The organism is Microbacterium oxydans, from assembly GCF_900095745.1.
GTDB lineage: Bacteria > Actinomycetota > Actinomycetes > Actinomycetales > Microbacteriaceae > Microbacterium > Microbacterium oxydans_B.
This window is the reverse complement of sequence record NZ_FMIR01000015.1, coordinates 52,263-77,190: the sequence shown is the minus strand read 5'-3', so window position 1 is coordinate 77,190 and position 24,928 is coordinate 52,263. Positions and strand designations below refer to the sequence as shown.

The window sequence follows — 24,928 nt, the reverse complement described above, 5'->3', positions numbered from 1 at the left end:
TCACGCGTTTGTGCATACGATGGAGTAATGCGTCGGAACCGGGGGATCGTTCGTGGTGTCGCTCTGCTGCTGGGTGGGGTGGTCGCCGTGACGGCGCTCGCCGGGTGCACGCGGAAGAGCGAAGACCTCGAGGAGCAGGTCGCGAAGGATCCGGCCGTCTCCTCGATCGAAAAGGCGGAGGACGGGGCCTACCTGATCACGCTCGAAGACTCGGTCGCACCCGCGGATCTCCCCGAGGCCGCTGCGCGATTGAACGACCTCGCCGAGTCCGTGACCGATGATGACGTGGTGCTCAAGGTCCGCACCGGTGCCTGGCAGTGGACGGTCGCCGGGGATGACGACGAGGTCGCCGAACTCGCAGGGGCGGTGGGCGAGCTGACCGGAGTCGACGGCATCCTGCAGGGTCGCGTCTGGTCCTCCGACGATTCGCTGGGCGTCGAGGCGGTCGCCGAAGCAGGGGTCGACCCGACCGCCACGATCGAACCGCTGGCGGATGCGGCCGCAGCCGGTCCGCTCGCGGACGGGGTGTCGCTCAAGGTCTCGGACGTGCACGAGCGTTCGTCGATCGAGACGCAGGATCCGGCGGCGCTGAAGACCGCGGTCGAGACGGTCGCGGCGGTGGCCGCCGTCGCTCCGATCCAGAAGTACACGCTCGACGACGACTCGCTCGCGCTGCGGATGCGTACGGCCGAGGGTGCCGCGGCGGCGACGCCCGCAGTCGACGCCTTGACGTCGGGCGAGGCACGGCTCCGTGTCAGCCTCTCCAGCGGGATCATGACCGCTCCGGCGCTGCAGCAGGAGCTCGGCGCCAGACTCGATGCGATCCTCACGCCGATCGCCGGTGTCGTGGGGGCCTCGATCGGCACTCATGGGCCGCGTGCTCTGCACCTTTCGGTGACCACGACCGATGCCGAGACGGCCGCGACCGTGCAGCGGGCCCTCGTCGCGACGCCGGACCTCCAGGAGTTCAACTCCCTCCAGCTGTTCGTGTTGAAGGAAGACGAGCCGGGCTCGCGCGTCACGGCGAAGACGATGAGCGAGGACGGATACGTCGCGAACTTCGATCGTGCGCTCGGACTCGCCGATGCCGAGGGGGTGCGCTCCGTCGCTCTGGGGCCGCTCGAACTCGATGTCGTGCTCGACCACGACGCCGACGTCGCCGCGCTCGCCCCGGCGATCAAGCATGCCGCCCTGCGCGATCAGGAAGCCGAGATCTTCGGGTCGACGAGCTGGGCGCCGGAGACCGATCGTCCTGCGTACGCGTTCACAGTCACCGGCAAGCTCCACCCGAACCTCGTGAAGGGTGGGGGCGACGAGACGCAGGAGTTCGTCGACGCGTGGAACGCCGCCCCCGACCTCTGAGCGCGGTCGGCGGGATCGGTGAAGGGGGAGGGGCGAGGGGCCGCCCCGGTCACGCGTCGGAGAGGGTGAAGCGGGCGGTGCCGGCGACGCCGAGCGCGACCGACCAGGCGAGCAGCACCAGGGCCCCGGTGAACGCCGTGAGCACGGCGTCGTCCGGCGCGAACAGCTGCGACCCGGCACGGGTGGGCAGCCACCGAGTGTGCTCTCCGAGCGCGGTCAGCGCGAACGGCAGTATGTAGACGACGACGAGCATCGATACCAGCGCCGGTACCAGATGCCGCAGGACGAGCGTCACCGCGTGGGCGAGGAGCCCGATCAGCACCAGATAGACGATCGCGCCGCCGAGGCGGGCGAGGTCCTCCGCCGTCGCGGCCACACCGCCGGCATCCGAGGCCTGGTGCGTCAGCTCGGCGGACAACCATGCCACAGCGACCGACAGCGTCCCGACGAGGAACAACATGACCATCGCCGCGCACGTCTTCGCCACGATCACCCGCATCCGGCGAGGCACCGCGATGAGCGTGGTGCTGAACTGACGCCCGGCGTACTCGTGCGCCACCGGCACGACCCCGAGCAGGATCGCGCCCGCCTGCGCGTACGGCATGGCCTCGAGCACCGCGTCGACCCCGGGCACGGCTCCCCCTCGCTCGGCGTGCACCCCCGCGAGCGCCGCGGCGATGAGTGCGCTGACGAGGATCATGCCCGCGGCGGCATATGTCGTGAGCGGAAGCGTCCGCAGTTTGGAGAGCTCCGCCCCCAGTGCCCGCCGCATCAGGCGTCTCTCCGCGTGAAGACGATCGTTCCGGCGCCCACGGCCGCCACGGCCCACGCGGCCATGACGAGCCCGCCCGGCACGGCGTCGATGCCGCCGGGGAGCACGAGTTCCGCGTCGAAGCCGAACAGGTTCCGTCCCGCCATGTCGGGGAGCCAGTGCGCGAGCGGGGTCAGGTTCGTGAGCAGCAGGGAGATCGAGACCACCGAGCTGTTCAGGATGAGGATGATCAGCGGGAGCGTTCCGCTGCGCGTGAGAAGAGTGATGCCGAACGCCAGGAGGGCGGTGAGGGTCCAGTAGACCGTCGTGCCGACGATGCGCCACATCGCCTGTTCGACGGGAATGGCCTCGGGAGCGACATCGCCGAGGAACAGTTGAGCGACCCCGAGGCAGGACGACAAGGCCACGGCCGCGGTCAGGACCGTGATCGCCACGACCGCCGTGAGCTTGGCCAAGACGAGTCTCACTCGACCGGGGCTCGTGACGAGCGTGCTCGTGATCTGCCGGGATCCGCCGGCATCCGGACTGTTCGGCGTGTATTCGCTGCTGACCGCCAGCACCCCGACGACGATCGCGCCGATCGTGCCGAGGGGAGCCGCGGCGAAGGCGGTCTCGAAGACCGAGATCGGACCGAACAGGTCGGCTTCACCCGCGTCGAGGGCGGCGACCGCCTGCGTCGCGTTCAGCGTCGTGATCGCGACGGTGCCGAGGATGCTCGCGAGCACGCCGGCCCATACGCCCGGCAGTGTGAGGATCTTGGCCGTCTCGGCGGCGATGGTGCGCAGGAGTCTCATCGCGAGGGACCGCCGTTCGGGTCGGTCGAGGTATCCCCGCCGGTCAAGGCGAAGAAGGCCGCTTCGAGGTCGGCGTGCCCGCGGGTGATCTCGTCCACGGTGCCCGTCGCCACGATCCGACCGTGGGCGATCACGACCAGGTCGTCGGCCACTCCGGCGACCTCGCCCATCAGGTGGCTGGACAGCAGCACGGTCCCCCCGGCATCCGCCTGGCCGCGCAGCAGCTCGCGCATCCAGCGGATGCCCTCGGGGTCGAGCCCGTTCACGGGTTCATCGAGGATGAGCGTCGGCGGCTCGCCCAACAGCGCCGCCCCGAGCCCCAGACGCTGCCCCATACCCAGCGACAGCCGGCCCACCTTGGTGCGCGCCGCGCGGGCCAGACCGACCTGCTCGAGCACCTCGTCGACGCGGCCACGGCGGATGCCGCCCGCCGTGGCGATCCAGGAGAGGTGGCCCCGCGCGGTCCGCGAGCGGTGTGCGCCGGACCCGTCGAGCATCGCCCCCGCCGTCCGCAGCGGATCACGGAGGTCGCGGTAGGCGTGGCCGTCGATGAGCGCGCGTCCTGCGGTCGGCCGGTCGAGCCCGAGGAGGATGCGCAGGGTCGATGACTTGCCGGCTCCGTTCGCTCCGAGGAAGGCCGTCACGCGGCCCGGTCGTGCCTCGAAGGCGACGCCGTCGAGCACCGTGCGGGAACCGTGTCGTTTCGTGAGTGATTCGATCGTCAGCATCCCTCGATCCCAGCGGTCCGCGCCGTCTGGGGCATCGGCCCGCAGGCGGGAAGCCCGGCCGATGCTCCGCCCCCGGTCCCTCCACCCCTGGTCTGATGTGTGTCGCGACGAGGGTGCCTAGACTCGGGCGGATGGATGCTTCGCCCCGCCCGACCTGGCGCTCGCGCACGTGGATCGCCGCCGGGGGCATGATCGCGTTGCTGGTCGCTCTCCTGAGTTTTCTCGGACTCGACGGCCCGCAGAGCGTGGCGGTCGTGGTGACGGCCGCCGGACTCCTCGTGGTGGGCGTGCTCGTCTGGGCGACGGTGCGGTCGCAGCGGCAGCGCCGGGAGTACGAGCGCAGCCTCACGGAATGGGCGGCGGACCGGGCAGCGCAGCAGGAACGACTGCGGATCGCCCGTGAGCTGCACGACCTGGCATCGCACGGACTCGGTCTGATCACGATGCGGGCCGCCGCCGTCGCCCCGCTCGAGGGGACCGCCGGCGACGCCGAGCGGCGAAGCGCCCTCGTCGACATCGAGCAGGCGGGGCGCTCTGCGATGTCGGAGCTGCGGAGGATGCTGACCGTGCTGCGCGAGCCGGGAGACGAGGTGCCGCTGCATCCGCCGGCACGACTCTCGGACGTGCCGGGGATCGTCACCGCCGCGGAGGCGTTCGGTGTGCGCGCGAGCCTGCGGATGGAGGATCTGGGCGAGGCGCCGCTCGCCGTGCAGGCCACCGCCTGCGCCACGATCCGGGAGGCGCTCGCGAATGTCGGACGCCATGCCGGTCCGGTGCCGGCGAGCGTGGCGGTCGAGCGGGACGGGAGCGCCATCCGGGTCGTCGTCGCCGATGACGGCCCTGCGCGGGGATGGCAGTCGCAGCCCGGCGCCGGCCAAGGTCTGCGGGGCATGCGCGAGCGCGTGGGCGCCCTCGGGGGAACGCTGGTCGCCGAGCCGGTGGGTGCGGGATTCCGCGTCGAGGCGCGCCTGCCGTTCGAGGCGGAGGCGTGAGCGACGGGATCCGCGTCCTGATCGCCGACGATCAGGCCCTGCTGCGGCACAGCCTCGCCCTGATCATCGCCGGTGCCGAAGGGCTGACGGTGGTGGGCGAGGCCGCCGACGGTGCGGGGGCGGTCGAGTTGGCGCGCGAAATCGTGCCGGATGTCGTGCTGATGGACATCCGGATGCCGGGGCTCGACGGCATCAGTGCGACGCGCGCCATCACGACGGCCCTGCCGGGAACCCGTGTCCTCGTGCTCAGCATGCTGGAGCTCGACGAGTACGTCGACGGCGCTCTTCGCGCGGGAGCCAGCGGATTCCTGCTCAAGGACGTGCGCCCCGAGCAGCTGATCGAGGCCATCCGCCGCACGCACGACGGGGAGTCGCTGTTCGCGCCGAGCATCCTCGTCCGCCTCGTCGAGCACTTCCTGGACAGCGCGAACCGACCGGCGGGGCGCCCGCTCGCGACCCTCACGGCGCGCGAGACCGAGGTGCTCACGCTCGTCGGCCGCGGACTCGCGAACGCGGAGATCGCCGCGGCCCTCACCATCTCGATGGCCACGGTGAAGACGCACATCGGCAGCCTGCTGTCGAAGCTCGCGGCGCGGGACCGCGCGCAGCTCGTGATCGCCGCATACGAGCAGGGACTCGTGGGCGGTTGAGCTCGCGGCGGCTGAGGCTCGCTCCGGTCAGGCGAGTTCGTGCACGTGCACGGTCGAGGTCAGGCTCGTGCCGTTGAGGTCGAGGTAGATCACGCTCTCGGTCACCGTGAGGGTCATGGTGTTGCGGCGTTCGATCAGCGCCGCGGCCGAGTCGATGAAGTCGGGATCGAAGCTGTACACGCGGATGTCCTCGCGGCGATGGATGCGCTTGTCCGCCCATTGCGCCATCACCTTCGCGGGATCGCGGTGCGTGTAGACGACAGTGCGCTCGGCCAGGCGGCTGCCGTAGTGCAGTCGGTCGGCATCGGGCGCCCCGATCTCGACCCACGCGGTGATCAGCCCGGTCATGTCACGCACGAGCACGGCCGGCTCCTCGGTCGACGAGATGCTGCCGCCGAACGTGATGCCCTCGGCGAACTCGAGCCCGTAGGCGAGCACGCGGGTGAGCATGTATGCGTCGGTCTCGGACGGATGCCGCGCCACGCGCAGCGAGTAGTCCTCGTAGATTCCGCGGTCGGTGTCAGCGAGCTGCACCTCGAATGTGTGGACTGTCGAACCGATCGCCATGATCCCCGAGCCTACGCGGGTGTGGGAGGGGCGACCGACCTGGTGAGAGGGGCGGCCCGGGATCAGAACAGCATCGGCTGCGCAGCCGCGGCGGCACTGGGCGTGAAGCGCACCGCTGCCGCGGTCGCCGCTCCCGACTGCACGTGGCCCTGCCCTGGTCGGAACCCGCGGCGGGAGTAGTCGTCTTCATGGCGGCCGTCGAGTCCGTGCATCCGGATGAGGGGGCGAGCGCGTTTCGCGAGCCACTGCCGGTATCCCTTGGGAGCCTCGGCCGAGGCGCCGGGATAGAGCCCGCGGTACGACGACACCAAGTCGGGCCGGTTGGCGCCGAGCCACTCGAAGAACCAGGGCTTGACGCCCGGCCGCAGATGCAGCGCTCCGTAGATCACGGTGCGTGCCCCCGCCTCCTTGATGCGCACCAGGGCGCTGTCGATCGCCTCGAGAGAGTCGGTCATGTGCGGCATGATCGGCATCAGGAAGACCGTGACCGGGAACCCTGCATCCGCCAGCGCACGCACCGTATCGAGCCGCGCCTGCGTGGTCGGGGCTCCGGGTTCGATGGCCTTCTGCAGCTCGTCGTCGTACATGGCGATCGACATCTGCACGTCGACGGGCACGCGCTGCGCGGCCTTCACGAGCAGGGGGATGTCGCGGCGGATGAGCGTGCCCTTGGTGAGGATCGACATGGGGGTGCCGGATGCGGCGAGGGTCTCGATGATGCCGGGCATGAGCTTGTAGCGCCCCTCGGCCCGCTGATACGGGTCGGTGTTCGTGCCCAGTGCGACCGTCTCGTGCTGCCAGCTGCCGCGCCGCAGCTCTTTCTCGAGCACCTCGACCACGTTCACCTTGACCACGATCTGCGAATCGAAGTCCGACCCACCGTCGAGGTCGAGGTACTCGTGCGTACCGCGGGCGAAACAGTTATGACTGATGACGCCGTTTGCGATGAAGTCGCCCGTGCCCGTCGTGATGTCGAGCAGATCCCGAATCCCCGGCAGAGGGGTGATGTCCACGACCCGAAGATCCGCTGCTGTCTTCACCGCCGTACCGATGACATCGAGTTTTCGTGTAATGGCCGGATTCACCGTCGCGAAGAACTTATGACGACTCGGCAGGCCTCCGATCACTCGAACGCTGCGTACGCCGCCGGGGCGCGGGGGCTCCACGATGTGGGGAATGCCGAGCGCATTCATACCTTCTTCGATCAATCGGATGATGTCCGTGTCTTTGTTCGATATGCGCAGGACCCCGCGCGAGCAGCTGCCCTCTGCATCGAACACTCCACCGAGGAAGCCTGCGAACCAGGTCTCGTCAGGCGATCCCGGCGTGATGATGAGGTGTTCGATCTTCGCTACGCCGGCGCGCGCTGCTGTGTGGATCGCGTCTGCGGCGCTACGGGTCGCGCTCTTGGCAGTGAAAGCCCGCAGTCGCGTCGGCACGCCCTCGGCATCGAGGTATCCGCGGGTGCGCTCCAACGCCTCAGAATCGATCAGGGCCAGGCGGAACATGTTGATCTCGCGAGTTCGCGTCGCACTCGGATAGGTGCCATGGAAGATCATTCCGTCGCCCCGGATCATGCCTGCGAGGTAACCACGCCGGTAGGAGTCACTGGTGTAGTCGATCTGATCGACGGACGGCCCGATGCCGAAGCCCATCAGACGATTGTTCGTCGTGAGATGCGGTCTCTGTCCGGACTCGGCGTCCGAGACATGCTTCCATCCTCGCTCCGTGAGGAAGCGGTGGTCGCCACTGGCGACCACCGCTGTGCCATCGGCGAGAGTCAGTCGAAATGCGGGCTTCTGGGTCGACCACTTGGCGCGAATCTCCGTACGCACATAGCGTCGATACCTTCCGATCCGCTCTGTCCCCACAATCTCATCGCCGATCTCAAGGTCGCGCAATGGTCGCTGCCGACCGTCCGCGCACAGGATCAGAGTGTCGGGGGAGACGCAGTAAACGCAGGCATGACTGCATCCGCGGTACGGGTTGATCGTCCAGGCGAACGGCATGCGCGAAGCGCCGGGCACATGGTTCAGGGCCGACTTCGACAGCACCTCATGGAACGTCATCCCGGCGAACTCGGGGGTGGTCACCGACCGCAGCACGCTCGACCGGTCTTCGAGCCCGGGCAGCGCCGCTGCATCCGTCTCGCCGAGCTTCTGTCCCTGCCACCGCATTTGAACATTCGAACAAAACATCGACTCGATGTCAACCCGGAATGGTAACTATCTTCGACGGATCAAGCCTCAGGGGAACGTCGCGTCGAGCGCAGCGCTCAGGTCTGCCAACAGGTCGTCCGCGTCTTCGAGGCCGACCGAGAGGCGCAGGTGGCCGAACTTCCGGAAGGGCTCGGGATAGGTGGCGACGCGGCCGCCCTCGGTCCCGGTGTGCACGATCAACGAGTCGTCGTGGCCGAGCGAGAAGCCCGAGGTGATCAGCCGCAGGTTCGCCACGAACGCGTTCTGCACGTCGGGCGCTCCCTTCACGGCGAACGCCATCATGCCGCCGAAGCCGCGTCCATCGAACTGGCGGGCGGCGAGCGCATGGTCGGGGTGGGACTCGAGACCGGGGTAGGCGATGTACTCCACCCGGTCGTCGGCGGCGAGCATCTCGGCGATGCGGGCGGCGGAGTCGAAGTGCTGCCGCAATCGCAGGGGGAGAGTGACCGTGCCGCGCTGGATCTGCCAGGCGTTGAAGGGCGAGATGATGCCGCCGACATCGACCATCGCGTCGGCCTTGATGGGCTGGATGAGCTCGTGGCTGCCCGCGACCGATCCCCCCATCGCGTCGCCGTGTCCGTTGAGGTACTTCGTGAGGGAGTGCACGACCAGATCGGCGCCGTCCTGGATGGGGCGGTAGAACGGCGGCGGCGAGAACGTCGAGTCGACCATCAGGATCGCGCAGGCGGAGTGCGCGATCTCGGCGATCGCCGCCACGTCGGCGACCTTGGTGGTGGGGTTCGCGATCGCCTCGATGCACACCAGGCGCGTTTCCGGGCGCATGGCCGCACGGACGGCATCGAGATCGCCGATGTCGACGAAGGTGGCCTCGAGCCCGTAGCGCTGGGGCAGCAGTTCGGTCCACAGGCGCCAGGTCGCCTCGTACACCACGTCGCTCACGATCACGTGGTCGCCGACGCGCATGTGGGTGAAGAAGACGGCGTGCAGTGCCGCGACGCCCGAGGCGAGGGCGACGGCATCCTCGGCGCCGTCGAGCGCGGCGAGCTTCTGCTCCAGTGCCGACTGGTTCACGCCGGTGTTGCGCGTGTACAGCCCGGGGGCGGTGGCCGACCAGCTGATCTCGCTCGGATCGTCGGGGAGCTGATACGAGTTGGCCATCACGAGCGGGGTGCGAAGCGCCATCGTCGAGTCGAGCTGGTTGCCCGCATGCACGGCCAGGCTGAGGTCCGACAGGGTGAGGGGATCCTTGCGGTCGGGGCGAGTGCCCATGGTGACTCCTTCGTTCCTGCACCGCTCGTGGTGCGATTCCACTCTAAGGTGCATAATAGACACACGCAATTGTGAATGATGCACGTTGCAGCGTACCCCCAGGAGGTCTCGATGGAGCGGCTCCACCTCGATCAGATCGATCGCAGCATCCTCGCCGCGCTCACCGAAGACGCCCGCGTGCCCCTGGTCGCACTCGCATCCCAGGTGCATCTCTCGCGCAACGCCGTGAAGCAGCGGATGGAGCGCATGGAGCGGCAGGGCGTGATCGGCGGGTACACCGTCACGCCGGGGCACGCCGGCGGCTCCCCCGTCTCGGCGATCGTGCTCGTCTACCGCACCGACCGGATGCGTGGCGGCGCGGTCATCGCCGAGATCTCGCAGATCCCCGAGGTGCGGCGGTGCGACGTGCTGTCCGGTGACTTCGATCTGCTCGTCATGCTGGAGGCCGACTCGATGGACCGCATCGGCGAGATCTGGGAGATGCTCGCCGCTGTGCCCGGCGTCGCGAACACGGTGACGGCCGTGTCGTTGACCCGCGTGGTCGACCGCGCCTGAACCTCGGGGAGGGGCGGGGTATCCCCCTGGACCCCCGCCCTCCCCGAGGAGTTCTCAGGTGGTGATGCAGGTCACCTTGGGCTGGGTCATCTCCTCGTACGCGAAGCGCACGCCCTCGCGCCCCATGCTCCCGTACTTGGATCCGCCGAACGGCATGCTGTCGATGCGGTAGTCGGAGGAGTCGTTGATCATCACGCCTCCGGCATCCAGCGCCTCGGCGACCCGCAGCGCGCGGCCGATGTCCGTCGTGAAGACCGCGGCGTGCAGCGCGTAGTCGACACTGTTGGCCTCGGCGACGGCCTCCTCCTCGGAGTCGAACGGTGCCAGGGCCACGACCGGGGCGAACGCCTCTTCGTTCCAGAGCTCGCACGAGAGCGCCACGTTCTCGACCGCGGTCGGCCAGTACACCGAGCCGTCCCTGCGGTGTCCGGCGAGCACCCGCGCGCCCGCGCTCACCGCATCGTCGACCATTCGCTCGGCGCGCACGGCCGCCGCATCCGAGATCATCGGTCCGACATCGGTGGCCGGATCCGAGGGGTCGCCGGCACGCAGCGTCGAGGTGCGCGCCGCGAACCGGTCGCGGAACTCGGCGTACACGGAGCGCTCGATGAGGATGCGCTGGGACCCCACGCAGTTCTGCCCCGCGGCCCAGAAGGCGCCGGACACGCAGGCCTCGACGGCCTCCGCGATGTCGGCATCCGCGAAGACCACGACGGGCGCGTTCCCGCCGAGTTCCATGGCGAGCTTCTTGAGCCCCGCGGTGCGAGCGATCGCCTCGCCCGTCGCGAACCCGCCCGTGAACGAGACCATGCGGATGTCGCGCACCGCGACCAGCGCCTGCGCGACCTGGCGGTCTCCGTGCACGACGGTGATGATCTCGTCGGGGAGACCGGCTTCGAGCAGCACGTCGACGAGGAAGCGTGCGGTCAACGGGGTGAGCTGGGAGGGTTTGAGGACGACGGCGTTCCCTCCCGCGATCGCAGGGCCGAGCTTGTGGGCGACGAGGTTGAGTGCGTCGTTGTACGGCGTGATCGCGAGGATCACCCCGAGCGGTTCCCGCGTGTACCAGCCGCGGCGGTTGCCCCCGCCCTCGTAGGCATCGAAGGGGATGACCTCGCCGTCGAACGCCCGAGCGGTCTCCGCCGAAAGGGAGATCGTGGTGACCGCTCGACGCACCTCCTTGCGGGCCTGAGTGATGGTCTTGCCCGCTTCGCGCACGATGAGGGCGGCGGCCTCGTCGGCACGTTCCTCGAGGATGCGCGCCGCGCGGTCGAGGATCGTGTGTCGAGCGAACCGGGTCAGCTCCCGCGAGAGCGAAGCGCCGAGTCTCGCGCGCTCCATGATCGGCTCGACGTCTTCCACCGTGTGCTGCGCCAGCTCGCCGATGGTCTCGCCGCTGTACGGGTCGAGCACCCGGAGTACGGCGGTGCCGGTCGTCGGAGCATCCATGATCGCCACGCTCACCGGACCGCTCCGGCGTACGACTTCTGGTGGGCGTCGATCGCGATGATGTCGGAGAGGAGCGCGTACGCCGTCTCGATGCGCCCCGCGCCGGGACCGGACACCGTGACCGTGCCGAGCAGGTCGGTCGTGAAGGCGACGGCGTTCGTGGCCCCCGAGACGGCGGCGAGCGGGTGGTCGGCGCCGAGCGCGAGGGGCTGGACGGATGCCGAGATCACCCCCGACTCGTCGCGGGAGACCGTGCCGATGAGCTTCCAGTGCTCGCCCGCCGCCGCTGCGGCGATCACATCGCTCGCGGTGACGCCGCTGATCCCGGTGCGCGGCACGTCGGCGGTCGTGAGCTGCGCGCCCAGCACCTCGTTCGCGAGGATCACGACCTTCAGCTGCACGTCGGACCCCTCGATGTCGGCGGTCGGGTCGGCCTCGGCGTATCCGAGAGCCTGAGCCTCGGCGACGGCGTCTGCGAGCGACTTCCCCTCTTCCATGCGCCCCAGCACGAAGTTGCTCGTGCCGTTGAGGATGCCCTGGATGCGGGTGATGCGCAGTCCCTTGAGGGTCTCGCCGGCGAGTCGGAGCACCGGAGTCCCGCTCATCACCGAGCCCTCGTACTCGAAGCGGGCTCCGTTCTCGGCGGCGAGGCGGTTGAGCGCGGTGCCCGCGAGCGCGACCGGGCCCTTGTTCGTGGTGGTCACGCTCTTGCCGCTCTCGAGGGCGGCGCGCACGTGCGAGATCGCCGGCTCTCCGTCGACCGGGTTCGTGAACGTCGCTTCGGCGATGACATCGGCCGTGGTGTTGCGGATCACGTAGTCGTTGCGGGGCTCGGCGTGGCCGCCCGGCATTCCGGCGAACGTGTCGGCGCCGGTCATCGCGAGCGCCGCGTCGAGGTCGATGCCGTCGCTCTGCATGAGCGAGCCGAGGCGGAGGTCGGTGATCGCGACGACGCGCAGGCCGAAGCCGAGGTCGTCGACGAGCGCCGCACCGCGGTCGCGGATGATCTCGGCCAGGGCGCGGTTGACGCCTCCGAAGCCGATGAGGGCGAGGTCGTGGTGAGTCACCGTTGTCTCCTTCTTTCCATGAGCTGTCGCCGGCGACGCCGTGCGGACACGGATCCATCGTCGGCGAGGGCGGCGTCCGTGCGCGCCTGTCGGATCGGCCGCGGATACTGCCGGAATGGCAGCTCCTCCGCCGGATGGTCGGCAGTGGTCACGGGGGCGAAGAATTCCGCCGCGGGGTCTTGTGGGCCGGATCGCGGAGCGGATAGTGTCCCCGCATCCGACCAACAAAATGCGTCATTGGCACATAGATGTGAATATGATGCACATATCAAACCCGATTGAGAGTTCCGATGACGCCTCTTCCCGGGGAGAAGTCCCTCCCCAACGTCCTGCCGAACACGACGGCGACGCAGGTGCCGCTCCGCCGCCTCCAACGGACCATGGACGCCCGGCATCTGATCATGATCGCGCTGGGCGGCGTGATCGGATCGGGCCTGTTCCTCAGCTCCGGCTACACGATCTCCCAGGCGGGACCACTCGGCGCGATCATCGCGTACCTGATCGGCGCGTTCGTGGTCTACCTGGTCATGGCCTGCCTCGGTGAACTCGCCATCGCGTATCCCGTCTCCGGCGCCTTCCACATCTACGCCTCACGATCGATCGGGCCGGCGACCGGATTCACGACGGCGTGGCTGTACTGGCTCTGCTGGGTGGTGGCACTGGGGTCGGAGTTCACGGCGTCCGGCATCCTCATGCAGCGCTGGTTCCCCGGGGTGCCGGTGTGGCTGTGGTGCCTGATCTTCGCCGCCGTGCTGTTCCTGCTCAACGCGATCTCGGCCCGGGTGTTCGGCGAGGCGGAGTTCTGGTTCTCGCTGGTCAAGGTCGTCGCGATCGTCGCGCTGATCGTGCTCGGCGGTGCGGCGATCTTCGGGTTCACGCCGCTGTCGGCCGAGCACCCTCCGGCGATCCTGTTCAGCAACTTCGAGACCCCCGGAGGGCTCTTCCCGAACGGGTTCAGCGGTGTGATCGTCACCGCGCTCGCCGTGTTCTACGCGTTCAGCGGTTCCGAGCTCATCGGCGTCGCGGCGGGCGAGACCAAGGACCCGGCCAAGAACATCCCGAAGGCACTGCGTTCCACGGTGCTGCGACTGGTGGTGCTGTTCGTCGGCGCGATCGCCGTGATCGCCGCGATCCTGCCCTACGAAGACGCCAGCGTCACCAGCAGCCCGTTCGTCGACGTCTTCCAGTACGTGGGAGTGCCGTACGCGCCCGACATCATGAACTTCGTCATCATCACGGCGCTCCTCTCCGCGGGCAACAGCGGGCTCTTCTCCTGTGCCCGCATGCTCTTCTCGCTCGCGGAGGAGGGCCACGCGCCGAAGGCGTTCACGCGACTCACGAAGCGCGGCGTCCCTCTCATCGCGCTCAGCGTCAGCATCCTGATCGGCCTCGTCTCGCTGCTCACGAGTGTGATCGCCGCCGGCACCGTCTATCTGGTGCTCGTGTCGATCGCCGGATTCGCGGTCGTCGCGGTGTGGATGTCGATCGTCGCCTCGCAGTTCTTCCACCGCCGCAAGTTCGTGCGCGAGGGCGGAGACGTGTCGGCTCTCGCCTACCGGACGCCGCTGTACCCGGCGTTGCCGATCGTGGCGTTCTCGCTGCTGCTCCTGTCGGTCATCGCGATCGCGTTCGACCCGAACCAGGTGGCGGCGTTGTACTTCGGCATCCCGTTCGTCGCCGCGTGCTACCTGTTCTTCTGGTGGCGGCACGGGCGCAAGGGGAAGCGCGACGTCGTGCAGGATCACGAGGCGGAGCCCGTCGACGCGTGACAGCCTCCACACCGGCGGGCGGATGGGTCGAGATCGATCGCAACGCGATCAGCCACAACGTCCGCACGATCCGCGCAGAACTCGGCCCCGAGGTCGGGTTCTGCGCGGTCGTGAAGGCCGACGCCTACGGTCACGGCATCGACATCGTGGCGCCGTTGCTCGGCGAGCAGACGCTCGGCCTGATCGGACTGGCATCGAACGAAGAGGCGGCGGCCGTGCGCGCGAGCGGCTTCGCCGGTCGTCTCCTGCGCGTGCGGCCCGCGGGGCGGGCCGAGGTCGACGACGGCATCCGCTTCGGCATCGAGGAGTGGATCGGCGGGGCGGAGCATGCCGGGATCGTGGCCGGGGTCGCCGCCGCTCGGGGTGTGCGCATCCGTGCGCACGTCTCGCTCAACTCCACCGAGCTCGGGCGGGACGGGCTGGAGGTCGGTGAGCCCCGGGGAGTGCATGCGGCTCGGGGCGTCCTGGCGGATCCGCGTCTGGATGTCGTCGGCGTCTGCTCCCACTTCCCCTGCGAAGACGAGGCCGACGTGATGGCGGGCGCCGCACGCTTCGACGAGCAGTCGCGCGCGGTCGCCGACGTCTCCGACGGCGCGGTGGCCCGGCACTGCGCGACCACCTTCGCGGCGCTGCGCCTGCCGCAGTCCCGGTTCGACCTCGTCCGTATCGGCGCCGGGCTCTACGGAGACACCGACGCGCTGGGAGGATCGCTCCGACCGGCGATGCGGGTGGTGTCGCGGATCGCGGCGATCAACTCGTATCCGCGGGGGAGCACGGTCGGCTACGACCGCTGGCACCGGCTCGAGGCGGATGCGCGTCTCGCGCTGATCCCGCTGGGGTACGCCGACGGCGTGCATCGCAGTCTGAGCGGCACCGGCGAGGTGCTCATCCGTGGTCGCCGTGCGCGCATCGTCGACCGGATCGCGATGAACAGCTTCCTCGTGGACGTCTCCCATCTCGATGCGACGACGCCGGGAGACGAGGTCGTGCTGTTCGGCGCGCAGGGCAACCAGACGATCACCGCGGCCGACGTCGAGCGGGCCCACGGCAACATCGCCGCCGACCTCTACGTCGCCTGGGGGAGGCTCCTCCCGCGTCGCGCGGTGGGGGCCTCCGGATAGGATGGCCGAGGTCTGGGCCGACAGGAGAGGAGGGGTCGTCGTGGCTTCCTCCTCGCTCGTGCAGGGCCTGAGTCTGCTCGATGCGGCCGTCGAGCAGGAGCGCCGTGCGCGACCGGGTCTCAACGCCTCGCGGCTCGCCGACGCCACCGACATCGAGCGGAGCCGTGTCTCGCGACTCACGCGCGAGCTGCAGTCACGACAGTTCCTCCGCCGGGACGACGATTCGCTGTTCTGGGCGGGGACCGAGTATTTCCGCGCGGCCGCCGTGCTGAACGCGGCCTGGCTTCGCGAATCCAGGGTCGCCCTGCGCACGCTCGCCGCGCAGCTCGGAGTCAACGCGCTGATCACCGTGGCCGACGGTGCGCGCGGCGTGCTGCTCCGATACGAGCGATCTGCCGACGGGGGCGACCGCTCCATCCGTGCCGGGCTGGTCACGCCGATCTGGTGCACGGGAGCGGGCCGCGCGCTGCTGTGGGATCAAACGCCCGAGCAGCTGGCAGTGGTGCTCGACGGGGTGCAGTTCATCGGCGTGGGCGGTCCGACCGCCCCGCGTTCCGTGGACGAGGTGGGCGTCGTGCAGGAACGCGACCGTGCCGAAGGGCTCATCTCGGCCGCTGAGGAGTACGACGAGGGGATCGACGAGTTCGCCCTCCCGATCCGTCGGGGTGGCGAGGTCATCGCCTCGCTCGCGGTCCGAGGGCGCCATCGTGCGCAGGGTGCCACGCGCGAGACCCGTGCCCTGCTCGCCCGGTTCGCGGGCGAGCTCACCGCAGCGGCCGACGCGTCGGTCTGACGCCCCGCGGGTCAGCGCTCGACGGATGCGGGTGCGCCGAGCCGGCGGGAGAGATCGGCGGCCGCCCGCGCGCATGCCGCACCGCACTCCCCGACTCGCTCGTGCATCGCGTCGCGGGTGCCCACGACCTGCACCGCGGCGATGACCTCTCCGCGGAAGTCCCAGACGGGTGCCGCGACCGAGTAGAGGCCCGGTTCCGCCTCCTGGTCGACGATGGTGAAGCCGCGCTCGCGATCCGCGTCGAGCCGCGCGAGCACGTCGTCGACCGACACCGGGGTGTTCGGCCCCTGGGCGGTGAAGTCGGTCGAGCCGAAGACCGCGCGCACCTCGTCATCCGAGGCATCCCACAGAGTGGCGCGCCCGGCATCGCTGCAGTACGCCGGGTAGGAGCGTCCGATCCAGGAGCCGATCATGCGGGAGTCCGCGGGCAGGCTCTCGAGCGTCGTGAGGGTCGCATCGCCCTGCAGCTCACTGAGGAAGGTGGCCTCGCCGAGCTGCGCCGCGAGGGAGTCCAGCACCGCGAGCCCGTGCGTGTACATCCGGTGCGCGGTGAGTTCCTGCGCGGCGGCGTACCAGGACCAGGTGAGCGCGTACGAACGGTCGGGCCGACGCTCGACCAGACCGGAACGGGCGAGGGTGGCGAGGGTGCGGGACACTTGGGAGCGCTCGCGGTCGAGGGCGTGGGCGATCTCGCCGACGGTGGTGCCGCTGCCCTTCTCGATGAGCGCACTCAGAGCCGTGAGCACGTCGAGTCCTCGGCCCATGCTGCTCGATGGTGCGGGGGCGAGCGGGGCGGACGGCATGGGTCGAGGGTACCGTTGTGGCCGTCGCGGTGGTGCCATCCACGCAGCGCGGGAGAGAATGGACCAATGCCCTTCTCGCCGCACGCTCAGCATGCGGCTCCGCGGTCCCCGATCCGCGGACCCGCACTGCCGATCGGCGTCGCCGTGACCGCGCTCGGGATGATGCTCTCGATCGCCTCCGTTCCCGCGACGTCGCCGGATGCTGCCGCGATGCCGGAGCCGGTCGCCGTGATGCAGGTGCCGACCGTGCAGGTGGGGGCGACGACCGCAGCCGACCCGTGCTCGGACCCCGCCGTGCAACAGGCCGTCCAGGCCGGTGACGACGCGGCTGCAGTGGCCGGTTTCGGTGGTGGAGCGGCTTTCCGCGAGGCCGTGGTGGCGGGCAACGCCCCCTGCGTCTCGCTCCGCGATCCGGCGCGGGTCTGGGTCGTGGTGAACAAGAGCCTTCCGCTGAAGCCCGCGGACTACGAGCCCGGGGCGCTCGACTCCGTACCGCTGCAGATGACGACGCCCTCGGGCCGGGTGCGGACCGACGTCGCGGTCGCCGTCGGGCAGATGGCTGATGCGGCGGAGGCTGCCGGGGTAGGCCGCATCGGCGCGAACAACGGCTATCGGTCGTACGGGCTGCAGGTCACGACCTACGACTCCCACGTGCAGTCGCAGGGTCAGGGGCAGGCGGATGCCGGGTCGGCGCGCCCCGGCCACAGCGAGCACCAGACCGGACTGGCCCTCGACGTCGTCGCGTGCGGCAGCGGCTGCGGCGGACTCGACGGCTTCGGCGGCACCGCGCAGAGCGACTGGGTCGCGGCCCACGCGTGGGAGTACGGGTTCATCGTGCGGTACGAGCAGGTGGGTACGCCGGTCACCGGCTACGCGCCCGAGCCGTGGCATCTCCGCTACGTCGGGGTCGACCTCGCCGCGGCCTATCACGACGGCGGATTCCACACGCTGGAGGAGTTCTTCGGGCTCCCGGCGGCCCCTGACTACGCGCACTGAGGCATCGGAGAAGGCCCCGGTTGCGGCATCCGACAACCGCGGTACCCAGTGTCACGTCTTATGGGATGCATTCTCACAACGTCCTGTCCGCGGCGGTGCCCGACACGTAGAATCGCCGGAGCAACGATGCACGATACGTTCAGGAGGACGGCATGGAACGCGACATCTACGACGAGGATCACGAGGCATTCCGGGACCTGGTCAAGGACTTCGTCAAGCGCCACGTGACGAACGAGGCCATCGAGAAGTGGGACGCCGCGGGTGAGATCGACCGGGCGACCATGCTGGCTGCCGGCGAGGCAGGACTGATCGGACTGTCGGTCCCCGAGGAGTTCGGCGGCGCCGGGATGCTGCAGGACTACCGCTTCCGCACGGTCGTCATGGAGGAGGTCATCGCCGCGGGCGCCGGCTCACTCGCAGGCGCCTTCGGCATCCAGGACGACCTGGCCGTGCCGTACCTCGTGCACATGGGAACGCAGGAGCAGAAGGAGAAGTGGCTGCCCCGGATGGCCACGGGGGAAGTGCTCGGCGCACTCGCCATGACCGACCCGGGAGCGGGTTCGGATCTGCGCGGCATCAAGACCAACGCCAAGAAGGTCGACGGCGGTTACATCCTCAACGGCGCGAAGACTTTCATCTCCTCGGGCACGACGGCCGACGTCGTTGTGACCTTCGTCAAGACCGGTGAGGGCAACCGTCCTGACGCCTTCAGCCTGCTGCTGGTCGAGAAGGGCATGGAGGGCTTCGACCAGGGCAAGAAGCTCAGCAAGATGGGCTTCCATGGCTGGGATACGGCCGAGCTCAGCTTCACCGACGTGTTCGTCCCCGACGAGAACCTCATCAGCGGCAAGGAGGGTCAGGGCTTCATCCAGCTGATGCTGAACCTGCCGCTCGAGCGTCTCTCGATCGGCGTTGCCGCGGCCGCCGCTGCGCAGGCCGCTTTCGACTGGACCGTCGCCTACACGAAGGACCGGGAGGCGTTCGGCGAGCGCATCGCCGACTTCCAGAACACCCGCTTCCGGCTCGCCGACATGGCGGCGACCACCGATGCGATGTGGGCGTATATCGACCGCGCGCTGCTCGCCTACAAGAACAGCACGCTCACCGCCGAGGACGCGGCGAAGGTCAAGTTCTGGGCTACCGAGCGCGAGTGGGAGGTGCTCGACACGGGCGTGCAGCTGCACGGTGGCTACGGCTACATCATGGAGTACCCGATCGCCCGCGCCTTCACCGATGCTCGGGTGCACCGCATCTACGGCGGCACGAACGAGATCATGCGCGATCTCGTCGGCCGTCAGATCGCCGGCAAGCGCTGACGCACGTCTCGAAGAGGCCCCGGATGCTCTGGCATCCGGGGCCTCTTCGCGTGCAGCCGGGGACGCTGCAGCGCTCGAATGCTCGAGGGAGGGCGGGTGGTACCGACGGTGCTACCGAAGTAGCATTGCCGCATGTCCACTGCAAAGGTCAGTCTCAGTCTGAGTGAGAGCGACTTGGCGTTCCTCGATGCGCAGGCCCTCGAAGGCGGGTACCCCTCGCGCTCGGCCGTGGTGCACGCGGCGGTTCGCCTTCTTCGTGAGAGCCGTCTCGCCGACGCGTACGCCGAGGCCTACGCCGAGGGATACGACGACGAGTGGGATGCCGCGGCCTCCGACGGCCTGGCCACCGCGTGAGCGACAGCGCGGTCTCTCTGCTCCGTCGTGGTCAGATCGTCCTCGTCTCGTTCGACCCCACGGTCGGGTCCGAGGCTCGCAAGACGAGGCCGGCCGTCCTCGTGAGCAACAACACGGCGAACGCGGTCGCCGTGCGACGCCCGCAGGCCACGGTCACTGTCGTGCCGGTGACGTCGAACGTCACGCGGTTGCTGCCGTTCCAGGTGTTGCTGCCCGCCGCCGCCACCGGGCTGGATCGCGATTCGAAGGCTCAGGCGGAGCAGGTGCGGACCATCTCCACCGCGCACATCATCCGTCCGCTCGGCTGGGTGCCGGCCGAGCAGATGGGGGAGATCGATGAGGCGCTGCGGGTGCACCTGGCGCTCTGAGGCTTGGATCAGGGCGAACTTGTACCGGACCGCGCCGCGCTGACCGGGCTGCACCGGAGTCGGCGTGCACTCCGAGCGAACACCGAATGTGTCAAAATCCCTGACCAGGCACGTTAAACAAGCGCTGAGAGCAGGGGTCGGAGAATTTCCTGACTTGTCTCTTCAGGGGATACAAGTATCGGTCCATGATCGATACATGTCCGGACAGGAGAGTCCGGCTCGGGAACGCAGATGTTCCCGCACCCGCTCACCGAAGAGGCCGGAATGTCCACTCTCAGCCTGCCGCTGCTCGACCGCACGTCGACGGCTCCGATCTGGTTCCAGATCATGCGTGCCATCGAAGCCGAGATCGCCCAGGGCACCTGGGCCCCGGGCGATCGCCTGCCCAGCGAGAACGAGCTGCGGGAGCACTTCTCGGCCTCGCGCACCTCGATCCGCGACGCGCTGTCCCGGCTGGAGAGCGCCGGCATCATCTCCCGACAGCAGGGCAAGGGCGCTTTCGTGGAACGAGCCCAGGGGCCGTCGGCCTGGACGCTCCCCTCGGCCCCGAGCCTTCTCGGCGAGTACAGCGAGGACGGCCGCAGCGCCCTGAGCTCGGAGATCCTCCGTGCCGGCATCGAGCCGCTTCCCTCGTGGGCCGCCGCGGTCGTCGGACGCGACTCTCCCGACGGCACGGGCTTCGTGCTGGAGCGCGTGCGCGCCGTGGGCTCGCGCACCGCCGTGCACGTGATCAACTATCTGCCGTCGCGCTTCGCCGGGGTGCTGCCCGACCTCCGAGACCCCCGCGCGAGCCTCTACGCCGCGATCAGGAACGTCGCCGGCGTCCGCATCGCCCGCATGCACCGGACGATCGAAGCCGTCGCCGCCGATCGGGCGCTCGCGGGTCTGCTCGAGGTCGAGCCGGGGCATCCGATCGTCGTCGTCGAGGCCGTCGCCTACGACCAGAGCGGCCAGCCCATCGACTTCTCCCGCGCCTCCGTGCGCACCGATCGCCTCCGAGTCAGCGTCGACACCGGTTTCGACGCGGGAGGCATCTCGACCGAGACCGCCTCCGGCCGCTACCCGTCCGCCCTGCGCTGACCCATCCACTCACGAACATCGGGAGCCCTGCACATGACCGACCACCGCATCCTCGTCATCGGCGACAGCTACATGACCGCCGAGATCTTCACCCGCGCCTTCGCGCAGCGGGGCCTCGCCGTCGACGCGACGACGATGACGATCACGACGCCGACGTGGGACACCTCCTCCATCCGGGAGTACGAGGGCGACCCGGCGGAGGTCGCGAGCCTCGGCCGCGGCTACGACGTCATCGCCTTCCACGCGGCGCCCGTGACCGCCGACGTCCTGGCCGCGCTCCCCGACCTGCGCCTCGTCGGATGCGCACGCGGCGGACCCGTCAACGTCGATCTCGATGCGGCGCGCGAGCGCGGGGTGCGAGTGACCACGACGCCGGGGAAGAACGCGGATGCCGTCGCCGACCTCACGATCGGATTCCTGATCTCCCTGGTGCGCAATGTGCCGGCGTCGCTGCGCGACGTGGACGAGCGGGTCGCCGACGGCCGTCCGCTCGCCGAATCTACTTTCGAGGGGGCCCGCTGGTTCGGCCGCGAGGTGAAGGGACTGCGTCTCGGGCTCATCGGGTACGGCAACGTCGCCCGCCTCGTCGCGGCTCGGGCTCGGGCGCTCGGCGCGACCATCACCGCGTACGACCCCTTCGTCGACCCGGCCTCGGTGGCGGATGCCACGATCGTCTCCGACCTCGACGCGCTGCTCTCCGCCAGCGATGTCGTCAGCGTGCATGCGCGGGCCACCGATGAGAACCGCCACATGATCGGCGCCGCACAGATCGCCCGCATGCCGGAGGGGGCGTTCCTCATCAACACCGCGCGGGAATCGCTCGTCGACGAGCATGCGCTCCTCGAAGCGCTGCGCAGCGGCCACCTCGCCGGAGTCGCCCTCGACGTGAACGAACCCGATGGGCCGTGGCGGGAACTCGTCGCGGAACCGAACCTCATCCTCACGCCCCATCTCGCCGGGGCGACGAACGAGACCCTCGTGCGCGGTGCCGACATGCTCGCTGCCGAAGTCGAGAGCTTCCTCACCGACGGGAGCCTGCGATGGGAACGATGACGGACGTCTTCCTCGCCATCGACGCCGGCACCGGATCGGCGCGAGCGCTCGCCTTCGACATCGAGGGCCGACTCGTCACCCGGGCAGCGCGCGAGTGGACGCACACCGCCGTACCGGGCCACCCCGGCGGCACGGTCTTCGACACCGAGAGCGGATGGAAGGCCATCGCCGCCGCCGTCTCGGAGGTCGTGGCACATCTGGACGGGAGGCGCATCGCGGCCGTGGCCGCGTCGAGCATGCGGGAGGGCTTCGTCCTGTACGACGCCGCGGGCCGCGAACTCTGGGCCTGCCCGAACACCGACGGCCGGGCGCGCGCCGAAGCCGACGAACTCGTCGCGGAAGGCGTCGCCGACGAGGTCTACCGCACGGCGGGGGACTGGGTGTCGATCACGGCGCCGGCCCGGCTGCGGTGGATCGCCCGCCACCAGCCCGACCTCTTCGCACAGGCGCGCCATTTCGGGATGCTGAGCGACTGGGTCACGACGCGCCTCACGGGGGAGTTCGTCACCGAGCCGACCAGCGGCTCGAGTTCGGCCCTGTTCGACCTGCGGTCGAGGAACTGGTCAGACGAGCTCGCGGGACTCGTGGGCGTGGACCGCAGCATCCTCCCTCCCGTGATCGAATGCGGCGAGGTCGTGGGTGCTGTCACGCCCGCTGCGGCCGCCGCCACCGGACTCCCGGTGGGCACACCCGTCGTCACCGGCGGTGCCGACACCCAGCTCGCGCTCCATGGCATCGCGGCCCGCGAAGGCGTGCCGACGATCGTCGCCGGCACGTTCTGGCAGACCACGGCCGTCACATCGGAACCTCTGATCGACCCCGAGCGGCGTCTACGCACGCTCTGCCACGTCGATCCGGGTACCTGGATGGTCGAGGGGATCGGCTTCCTCTCCGGTCTCGCGATGCGCTGGTTCCGCGATGCGATGTGCCCGGATGCCGCCGAGCTCGGACGCGCAGCCGGAACGTCCGCGTTCACCGTCATGGAGGAATGGGCCGCGGCGGTTCCGGCAGGCGCCAACGGTGTCGTCGCGACCATGGCGAATGTGATGCAGGCGGACGCCTGGCATCACGCGGCCCCCGCGTTCGTGGGATTCGACATCAACGACGCGGCGCGATCGTCACGGGGAGCATTCGTCCGCGCGATCGAGGAATCAGCCGCGATCGTGGCCGGCGCGCACCTCGAGATCCTCGCCTCCCTCACCGGCGGCCGAGCGGTCGCCGAAGGATCGGTCACCTTCACCGGCGGCTCGAGCGCGGGCGCTCTCTGGCCGCGGGTGATCGCGGGCGTGACCGGACTCGACACCCGCGTGACCCCTGCGCCGGAGGCCACCTCGTACGGCGCCGCCCGCCTGGCCGCGCGCGGTGTGGGCGCCGCCCTGCCGCCGATGGGCGACCCCGACCGCATCGAGCGCGTCGATCCCGACGAGCACGAGCAGTACCGCGCGGTGACCGAGCGCTGGCACCGCGTGTATCGCGACATGCTCTCGATCTCGGGCCCCGATCTGCTCCCGCTCTTCACCCCACCGGGTGCCGCCCGCGGCCCCCACGACCTTTCCCCCACCCGACTCTCGCCCGTCGGCCACGCCGGCTGACGACCACCAGAAGGAGACACCATGGCAGACCTCGAAGGCAACGCCGCAGCGAAGAAGTTCCACTCCGAGACACCGGCCGTGCGCTTCTCGCAGAGCATCCGCGGGGCCGCGAACCTCGACTGGGGCATGCAGAACCGCCTCTCCCGCATCCTCGACCCCGACACCGGCCGCACGGTCATGCTGGCGTTCGACCACGGATACTTCCAGGGACCGACGTCCGGCCTCGAGCGCATCGACCTGAACATCGCCCCGCTCGCCGAATACGCGGACGCCGTGATGTGCACCCGCGGCGCGCTGCGCACCTCCGTGCCGCCGGCCACCCGCGCCGGTCTCGTGCTGCGCGCCTCGGGCGGACCGTCGATCCTCAAAGACCTCTCCGACGAATACACCGCGATGGCGATGGCGGATGCCGTGCGCATCAACGCCGACGCCGTGGCCGTGCAGGTCTTCGTCGGCGGCGAGCACGAGAGCCGCAGCATCCGCAACCTCACGACGCTCGTCGACGAGGGCTACGCCGCCGGCATCCCGGTGCTCGGTGTGACGGCGGTCGGCAAGGAGCTCGTCCGCGACTCCCGCTACCTGGGCCTCGCCACCCGCATCATCGCGGAGCTCGGCGCCCAGCTCGTCAAGACCTATTACTGCGACGAGGGTTTCGAAGACGTGGTCGCGGGCTGCCCCGTGCCGGTGATCATGGCCGGGGGGAAGAAGCTCCCCGAGCTGGATGCCCTCACGATGGCGTCGAACGCGGTCCGCGCGGGCGCCGCCGGCGTCGACATGGGGCGGAACATCTTCCAGAGCGCCGATCCCGCGGCGATGATGCGTGCGGTGCGGGCGGTCGTCCACGACGACGCCGCTCCCGCCGACGCGTACGAGCTGTTCCGCGAGGCCACCGAGACGCGGGTGCTCGCATGAGTGCCGACGTGCTCCGGGCCGCCGACGCCGCACTCCGGTTCGGCGACTGGGGGCCGGGTTACCTCGCCCAGAGCGACGACGCCGCGTTCGGCGTGGTCGTGCTGCGGCCGGGCGACGAGTTCGGCAATCACCTGCACGAGCACCACACCGAGTCGTTCGTGGTGCTGGAAGGACGCGCCGAGATCTGGCTCGATCGCGACACCTGCAAGGTCGTCTCGGTCGGTGACGTGCTCCGTGCCGAACCGCACGAGGAGCATTTCGTGCGCAACCCGTTCGACGAGACGTTCCGAGCCGTCTTCGTGAAGACCCCCTGGGTCGATGGCGACAAGGTCGATCGCCCCTGGACGCCGGACCCCGAATCCGCATCCTGACCGCTTCACCCCCTC

Annotated in this window: 25 protein-coding genes; 16 read left to right on the top strand and 9 right to left on the bottom strand. The window is 69.6% G+C overall.

The genetic code is table 11. From position 1 onward, the window contains the following. Positions 1-27 precede the first annotated feature (27 nt). Positions 28-1,362 (top strand): hypothetical protein, encoded by a 1,335-nt coding sequence (locus BQ2383_RS08440; RefSeq protein ID WP_091032473.1) that lies wholly within the window; start codon positions 28-30, stop codon positions 1,360-1,362. A 49-nt stretch (positions 1,363-1,411) separates the two neighbouring features. On the opposite strand, the gene BQ2383_RS19335 is transcribed toward BQ2383_RS08440, so the two are convergent. The 3 genes from BQ2383_RS19335 to BQ2383_RS08425 are packed head-to-tail and all read right to left on the bottom strand — an operon-like array spanning position 1,412 to position 3,656. Next, positions 1,412-2,134, bottom strand: a complete 723-nt coding sequence (locus BQ2383_RS19335) for a hypothetical protein (RefSeq protein WP_091032470.1) — start codon at positions 2,132-2,134, stop codon at positions 1,412-1,414. Continuing rightward, positions 2,134-2,928 carry a hypothetical protein gene (locus BQ2383_RS08430; RefSeq protein ID WP_091032467.1) on the bottom strand — a complete coding sequence of 265 codons (795 nt, stop codon included), beginning with the start codon at positions 2,926-2,928 and terminating at the stop codon, positions 2,134-2,136. The genes BQ2383_RS19335 and BQ2383_RS08430 overlap by 1 nt, the downstream gene beginning before the upstream one ends. Beyond that, complete coding sequence (locus BQ2383_RS08425) at positions 2,925-3,656, bottom strand: ABC transporter ATP-binding protein (RefSeq protein ID WP_091032465.1); 732 nt, start codon at positions 3,654-3,656, stop codon at positions 2,925-2,927. Before BQ2383_RS08425 ends, BQ2383_RS08430 begins: the two co-directional genes overlap by 4 nt. 131 nt (positions 3,657-3,787) lie before the next feature. Here BQ2383_RS08425 and BQ2383_RS19510 point away from each other — a divergent pair, with 131 nt between their 5' ends. Together BQ2383_RS19510 and BQ2383_RS08415 are read left to right on the top strand one after the other, a co-directional pair. Further along, entirely contained in the window at positions 3,788-4,648 is an 861-nt protein-coding gene (locus BQ2383_RS19510; RefSeq protein WP_244175948.1) for a sensor histidine kinase, read from the top strand. After that, entirely contained in the window at positions 4,645-5,298 is a 654-nt protein-coding gene (locus BQ2383_RS08415; RefSeq protein WP_244175947.1) for a response regulator, read from the top strand. Before BQ2383_RS19510 ends, BQ2383_RS08415 begins: the two co-directional genes overlap by 4 nt. A gap of 27 nt (positions 5,299-5,325) precedes the next feature. Here BQ2383_RS08415 and BQ2383_RS08410 read toward each other — a convergent pair whose 3' ends face one another. From BQ2383_RS08410 to BQ2383_RS08395, 3 genes are all read right to left on the bottom strand, one after another. Beyond that, on the bottom strand, positions 5,326-5,865 hold the full coding sequence (locus tag BQ2383_RS08410; protein ID WP_091032456.1) for a YaeQ family protein: 540 nt from the start codon (positions 5,863-5,865) through the stop codon (positions 5,326-5,328). Positions 5,866-5,927: 62 nt separating this feature from the next. Continuing rightward, entirely contained in the window at positions 5,928-8,042 is a 2,115-nt protein-coding gene (locus BQ2383_RS19445) for an intein-containing Rv2578c family radical SAM protein (protein ID WP_208617640.1), read from the bottom strand. Positions 8,043-8,111: 69 nt separating this feature from the next. Next, positions 8,112-9,314 carry a trans-sulfuration enzyme family protein gene (locus BQ2383_RS08395; RefSeq protein ID WP_091032453.1) on the bottom strand — a complete coding sequence of 401 codons (1,203 nt, stop codon included), beginning with the start codon at positions 9,312-9,314 and terminating at the stop codon, positions 8,112-8,114. A gap of 111 nt (positions 9,315-9,425) precedes the next feature. On the opposite strand from BQ2383_RS08395, the gene BQ2383_RS08390 reads away from it, so the two are divergent. Beyond that, positions 9,426-9,869, top strand: a complete 444-nt coding sequence (locus BQ2383_RS08390) for an Lrp/AsnC family transcriptional regulator (protein WP_091032450.1) — start codon at positions 9,426-9,428, stop codon at positions 9,867-9,869. A gap of 54 nt (positions 9,870-9,923) precedes the next feature. On the opposite strand, the gene BQ2383_RS08385 is transcribed toward BQ2383_RS08390, so the two are convergent. Together BQ2383_RS08385 and BQ2383_RS08380 are read right to left on the bottom strand one after the other, a co-directional pair. Then, on the bottom strand, positions 9,924-11,318 hold the full coding sequence (locus BQ2383_RS08385; RefSeq protein WP_091033257.1) for an aldehyde dehydrogenase family protein: 1,395 nt from the start codon (positions 11,316-11,318) through the stop codon (positions 9,924-9,926). Between the two features lie 11 nt (positions 11,319-11,329). Next, positions 11,330-12,385 carry a homoserine dehydrogenase gene (locus BQ2383_RS08380; protein WP_091032448.1) on the bottom strand — a complete coding sequence of 352 codons (1,056 nt, stop codon included), beginning with the start codon at positions 12,383-12,385 and terminating at the stop codon, positions 11,330-11,332. A gap of 290 nt (positions 12,386-12,675) precedes the next feature. Between BQ2383_RS08380 and BQ2383_RS08375 the strand changes: the two genes are divergently transcribed. From BQ2383_RS08375 to BQ2383_RS08365, 3 genes are read left to right on the top strand one after another with little or no spacing between them, the layout of a single operon-like run. Beyond that, positions 12,676-14,154 carry an amino acid permease gene (locus BQ2383_RS08375; RefSeq protein WP_091032445.1) on the top strand — a complete coding sequence of 493 codons (1,479 nt, stop codon included), beginning with the start codon at positions 12,676-12,678 and terminating at the stop codon, positions 14,152-14,154. Beyond that, positions 14,151-15,275 (top strand): alanine racemase, encoded by a 1,125-nt coding sequence (gene alr, locus BQ2383_RS08370; protein WP_167381571.1) that lies wholly within the window; start codon positions 14,151-14,153, stop codon positions 15,273-15,275. The genes BQ2383_RS08375 and alr overlap by 4 nt, the downstream gene beginning before the upstream one ends. A gap of 40 nt (positions 15,276-15,315) precedes the next feature. Further along, positions 15,316-16,068, top strand: a complete 753-nt coding sequence (locus BQ2383_RS08365) for an IclR family transcriptional regulator domain-containing protein (RefSeq protein ID WP_167381570.1) — start codon at positions 15,316-15,318, stop codon at positions 16,066-16,068. 11 nt (positions 16,069-16,079) lie between these two features. Here BQ2383_RS08365 and BQ2383_RS08360 read toward each other — a convergent pair whose 3' ends face one another. Beyond that, positions 16,080-16,871, bottom strand: a complete 792-nt coding sequence (locus BQ2383_RS08360) for an IclR family transcriptional regulator (RefSeq protein ID WP_091032437.1) — start codon at positions 16,869-16,871, stop codon at positions 16,080-16,082. 66 nt (positions 16,872-16,937) lie between these two features. Between BQ2383_RS08360 and BQ2383_RS08355 the strand changes: the two genes are divergently transcribed. From BQ2383_RS08355 to BQ2383_RS08315, 9 genes are all read left to right on the top strand, one after another. Further along, on the top strand, positions 16,938-17,867 hold the full coding sequence (locus BQ2383_RS08355; RefSeq protein WP_091032435.1) for a M15 family metallopeptidase: 930 nt from the start codon (positions 16,938-16,940) through the stop codon (positions 17,865-17,867). A gap of 152 nt (positions 17,868-18,019) precedes the next feature. After that, the gene (locus tag BQ2383_RS08350) at positions 18,020-19,183 is read left to right on the top strand and encodes an acyl-CoA dehydrogenase family protein (RefSeq protein WP_091032432.1); all 1,164 of its coding nucleotides are present in this window, start codon (positions 18,020-18,022) and stop codon (positions 19,181-19,183) included. A 132-nt stretch (positions 19,184-19,315) separates the two neighbouring features. After that, positions 19,316-19,537, top strand: coding sequence for a ribbon-helix-helix domain-containing protein (locus tag BQ2383_RS08345; protein WP_091032430.1), 222 nt, complete (start codon positions 19,316-19,318; stop codon positions 19,535-19,537). Then, on the top strand, positions 19,534-19,905 hold the full coding sequence (locus BQ2383_RS08340) for a type II toxin-antitoxin system PemK/MazF family toxin (RefSeq protein ID WP_091032427.1): 372 nt from the start codon (positions 19,534-19,536) through the stop codon (positions 19,903-19,905). The genes BQ2383_RS08345 and BQ2383_RS08340 overlap by 4 nt, the downstream gene beginning before the upstream one ends. 264 nt (positions 19,906-20,169) lie before the next feature. Then, positions 20,170-20,985, top strand: a complete 816-nt coding sequence (locus BQ2383_RS08335; RefSeq protein ID WP_167381569.1) for a GntR family transcriptional regulator — start codon at positions 20,170-20,172, stop codon at positions 20,983-20,985. Positions 20,986-21,018: 33 nt separating this feature from the next. Then, positions 21,019-22,038: an NAD(P)-dependent oxidoreductase gene (locus BQ2383_RS08330; RefSeq protein ID WP_091032422.1), complete on the top strand. Its 1,020-nt coding sequence runs from the start codon at positions 21,019-21,021 to the stop codon at positions 22,036-22,038. Next, positions 22,026-23,630 carry an FGGY family carbohydrate kinase gene (locus BQ2383_RS08325; protein WP_091032419.1) on the top strand — a complete coding sequence of 535 codons (1,605 nt, stop codon included), beginning with the start codon at positions 22,026-22,028 and terminating at the stop codon, positions 23,628-23,630. Before BQ2383_RS08330 ends, BQ2383_RS08325 begins: the two co-directional genes overlap by 13 nt. Positions 23,631-23,651: 21 nt before the next feature. Beyond that, positions 23,652-24,542, top strand: a complete 891-nt coding sequence (lsrF, locus tag BQ2383_RS08320) for a 3-hydroxy-5-phosphonooxypentane-2,4-dione thiolase (protein ID WP_091032417.1) — start codon at positions 23,652-23,654, stop codon at positions 24,540-24,542. After that, complete coding sequence (locus BQ2383_RS08315; protein WP_091032415.1) at positions 24,539-24,913, top strand: cupin domain-containing protein; 375 nt, start codon at positions 24,539-24,541, stop codon at positions 24,911-24,913. The genes lsrF and BQ2383_RS08315 overlap by 4 nt, the downstream gene beginning before the upstream one ends. Positions 24,914-24,928: the final 15 nt, after the last annotated feature.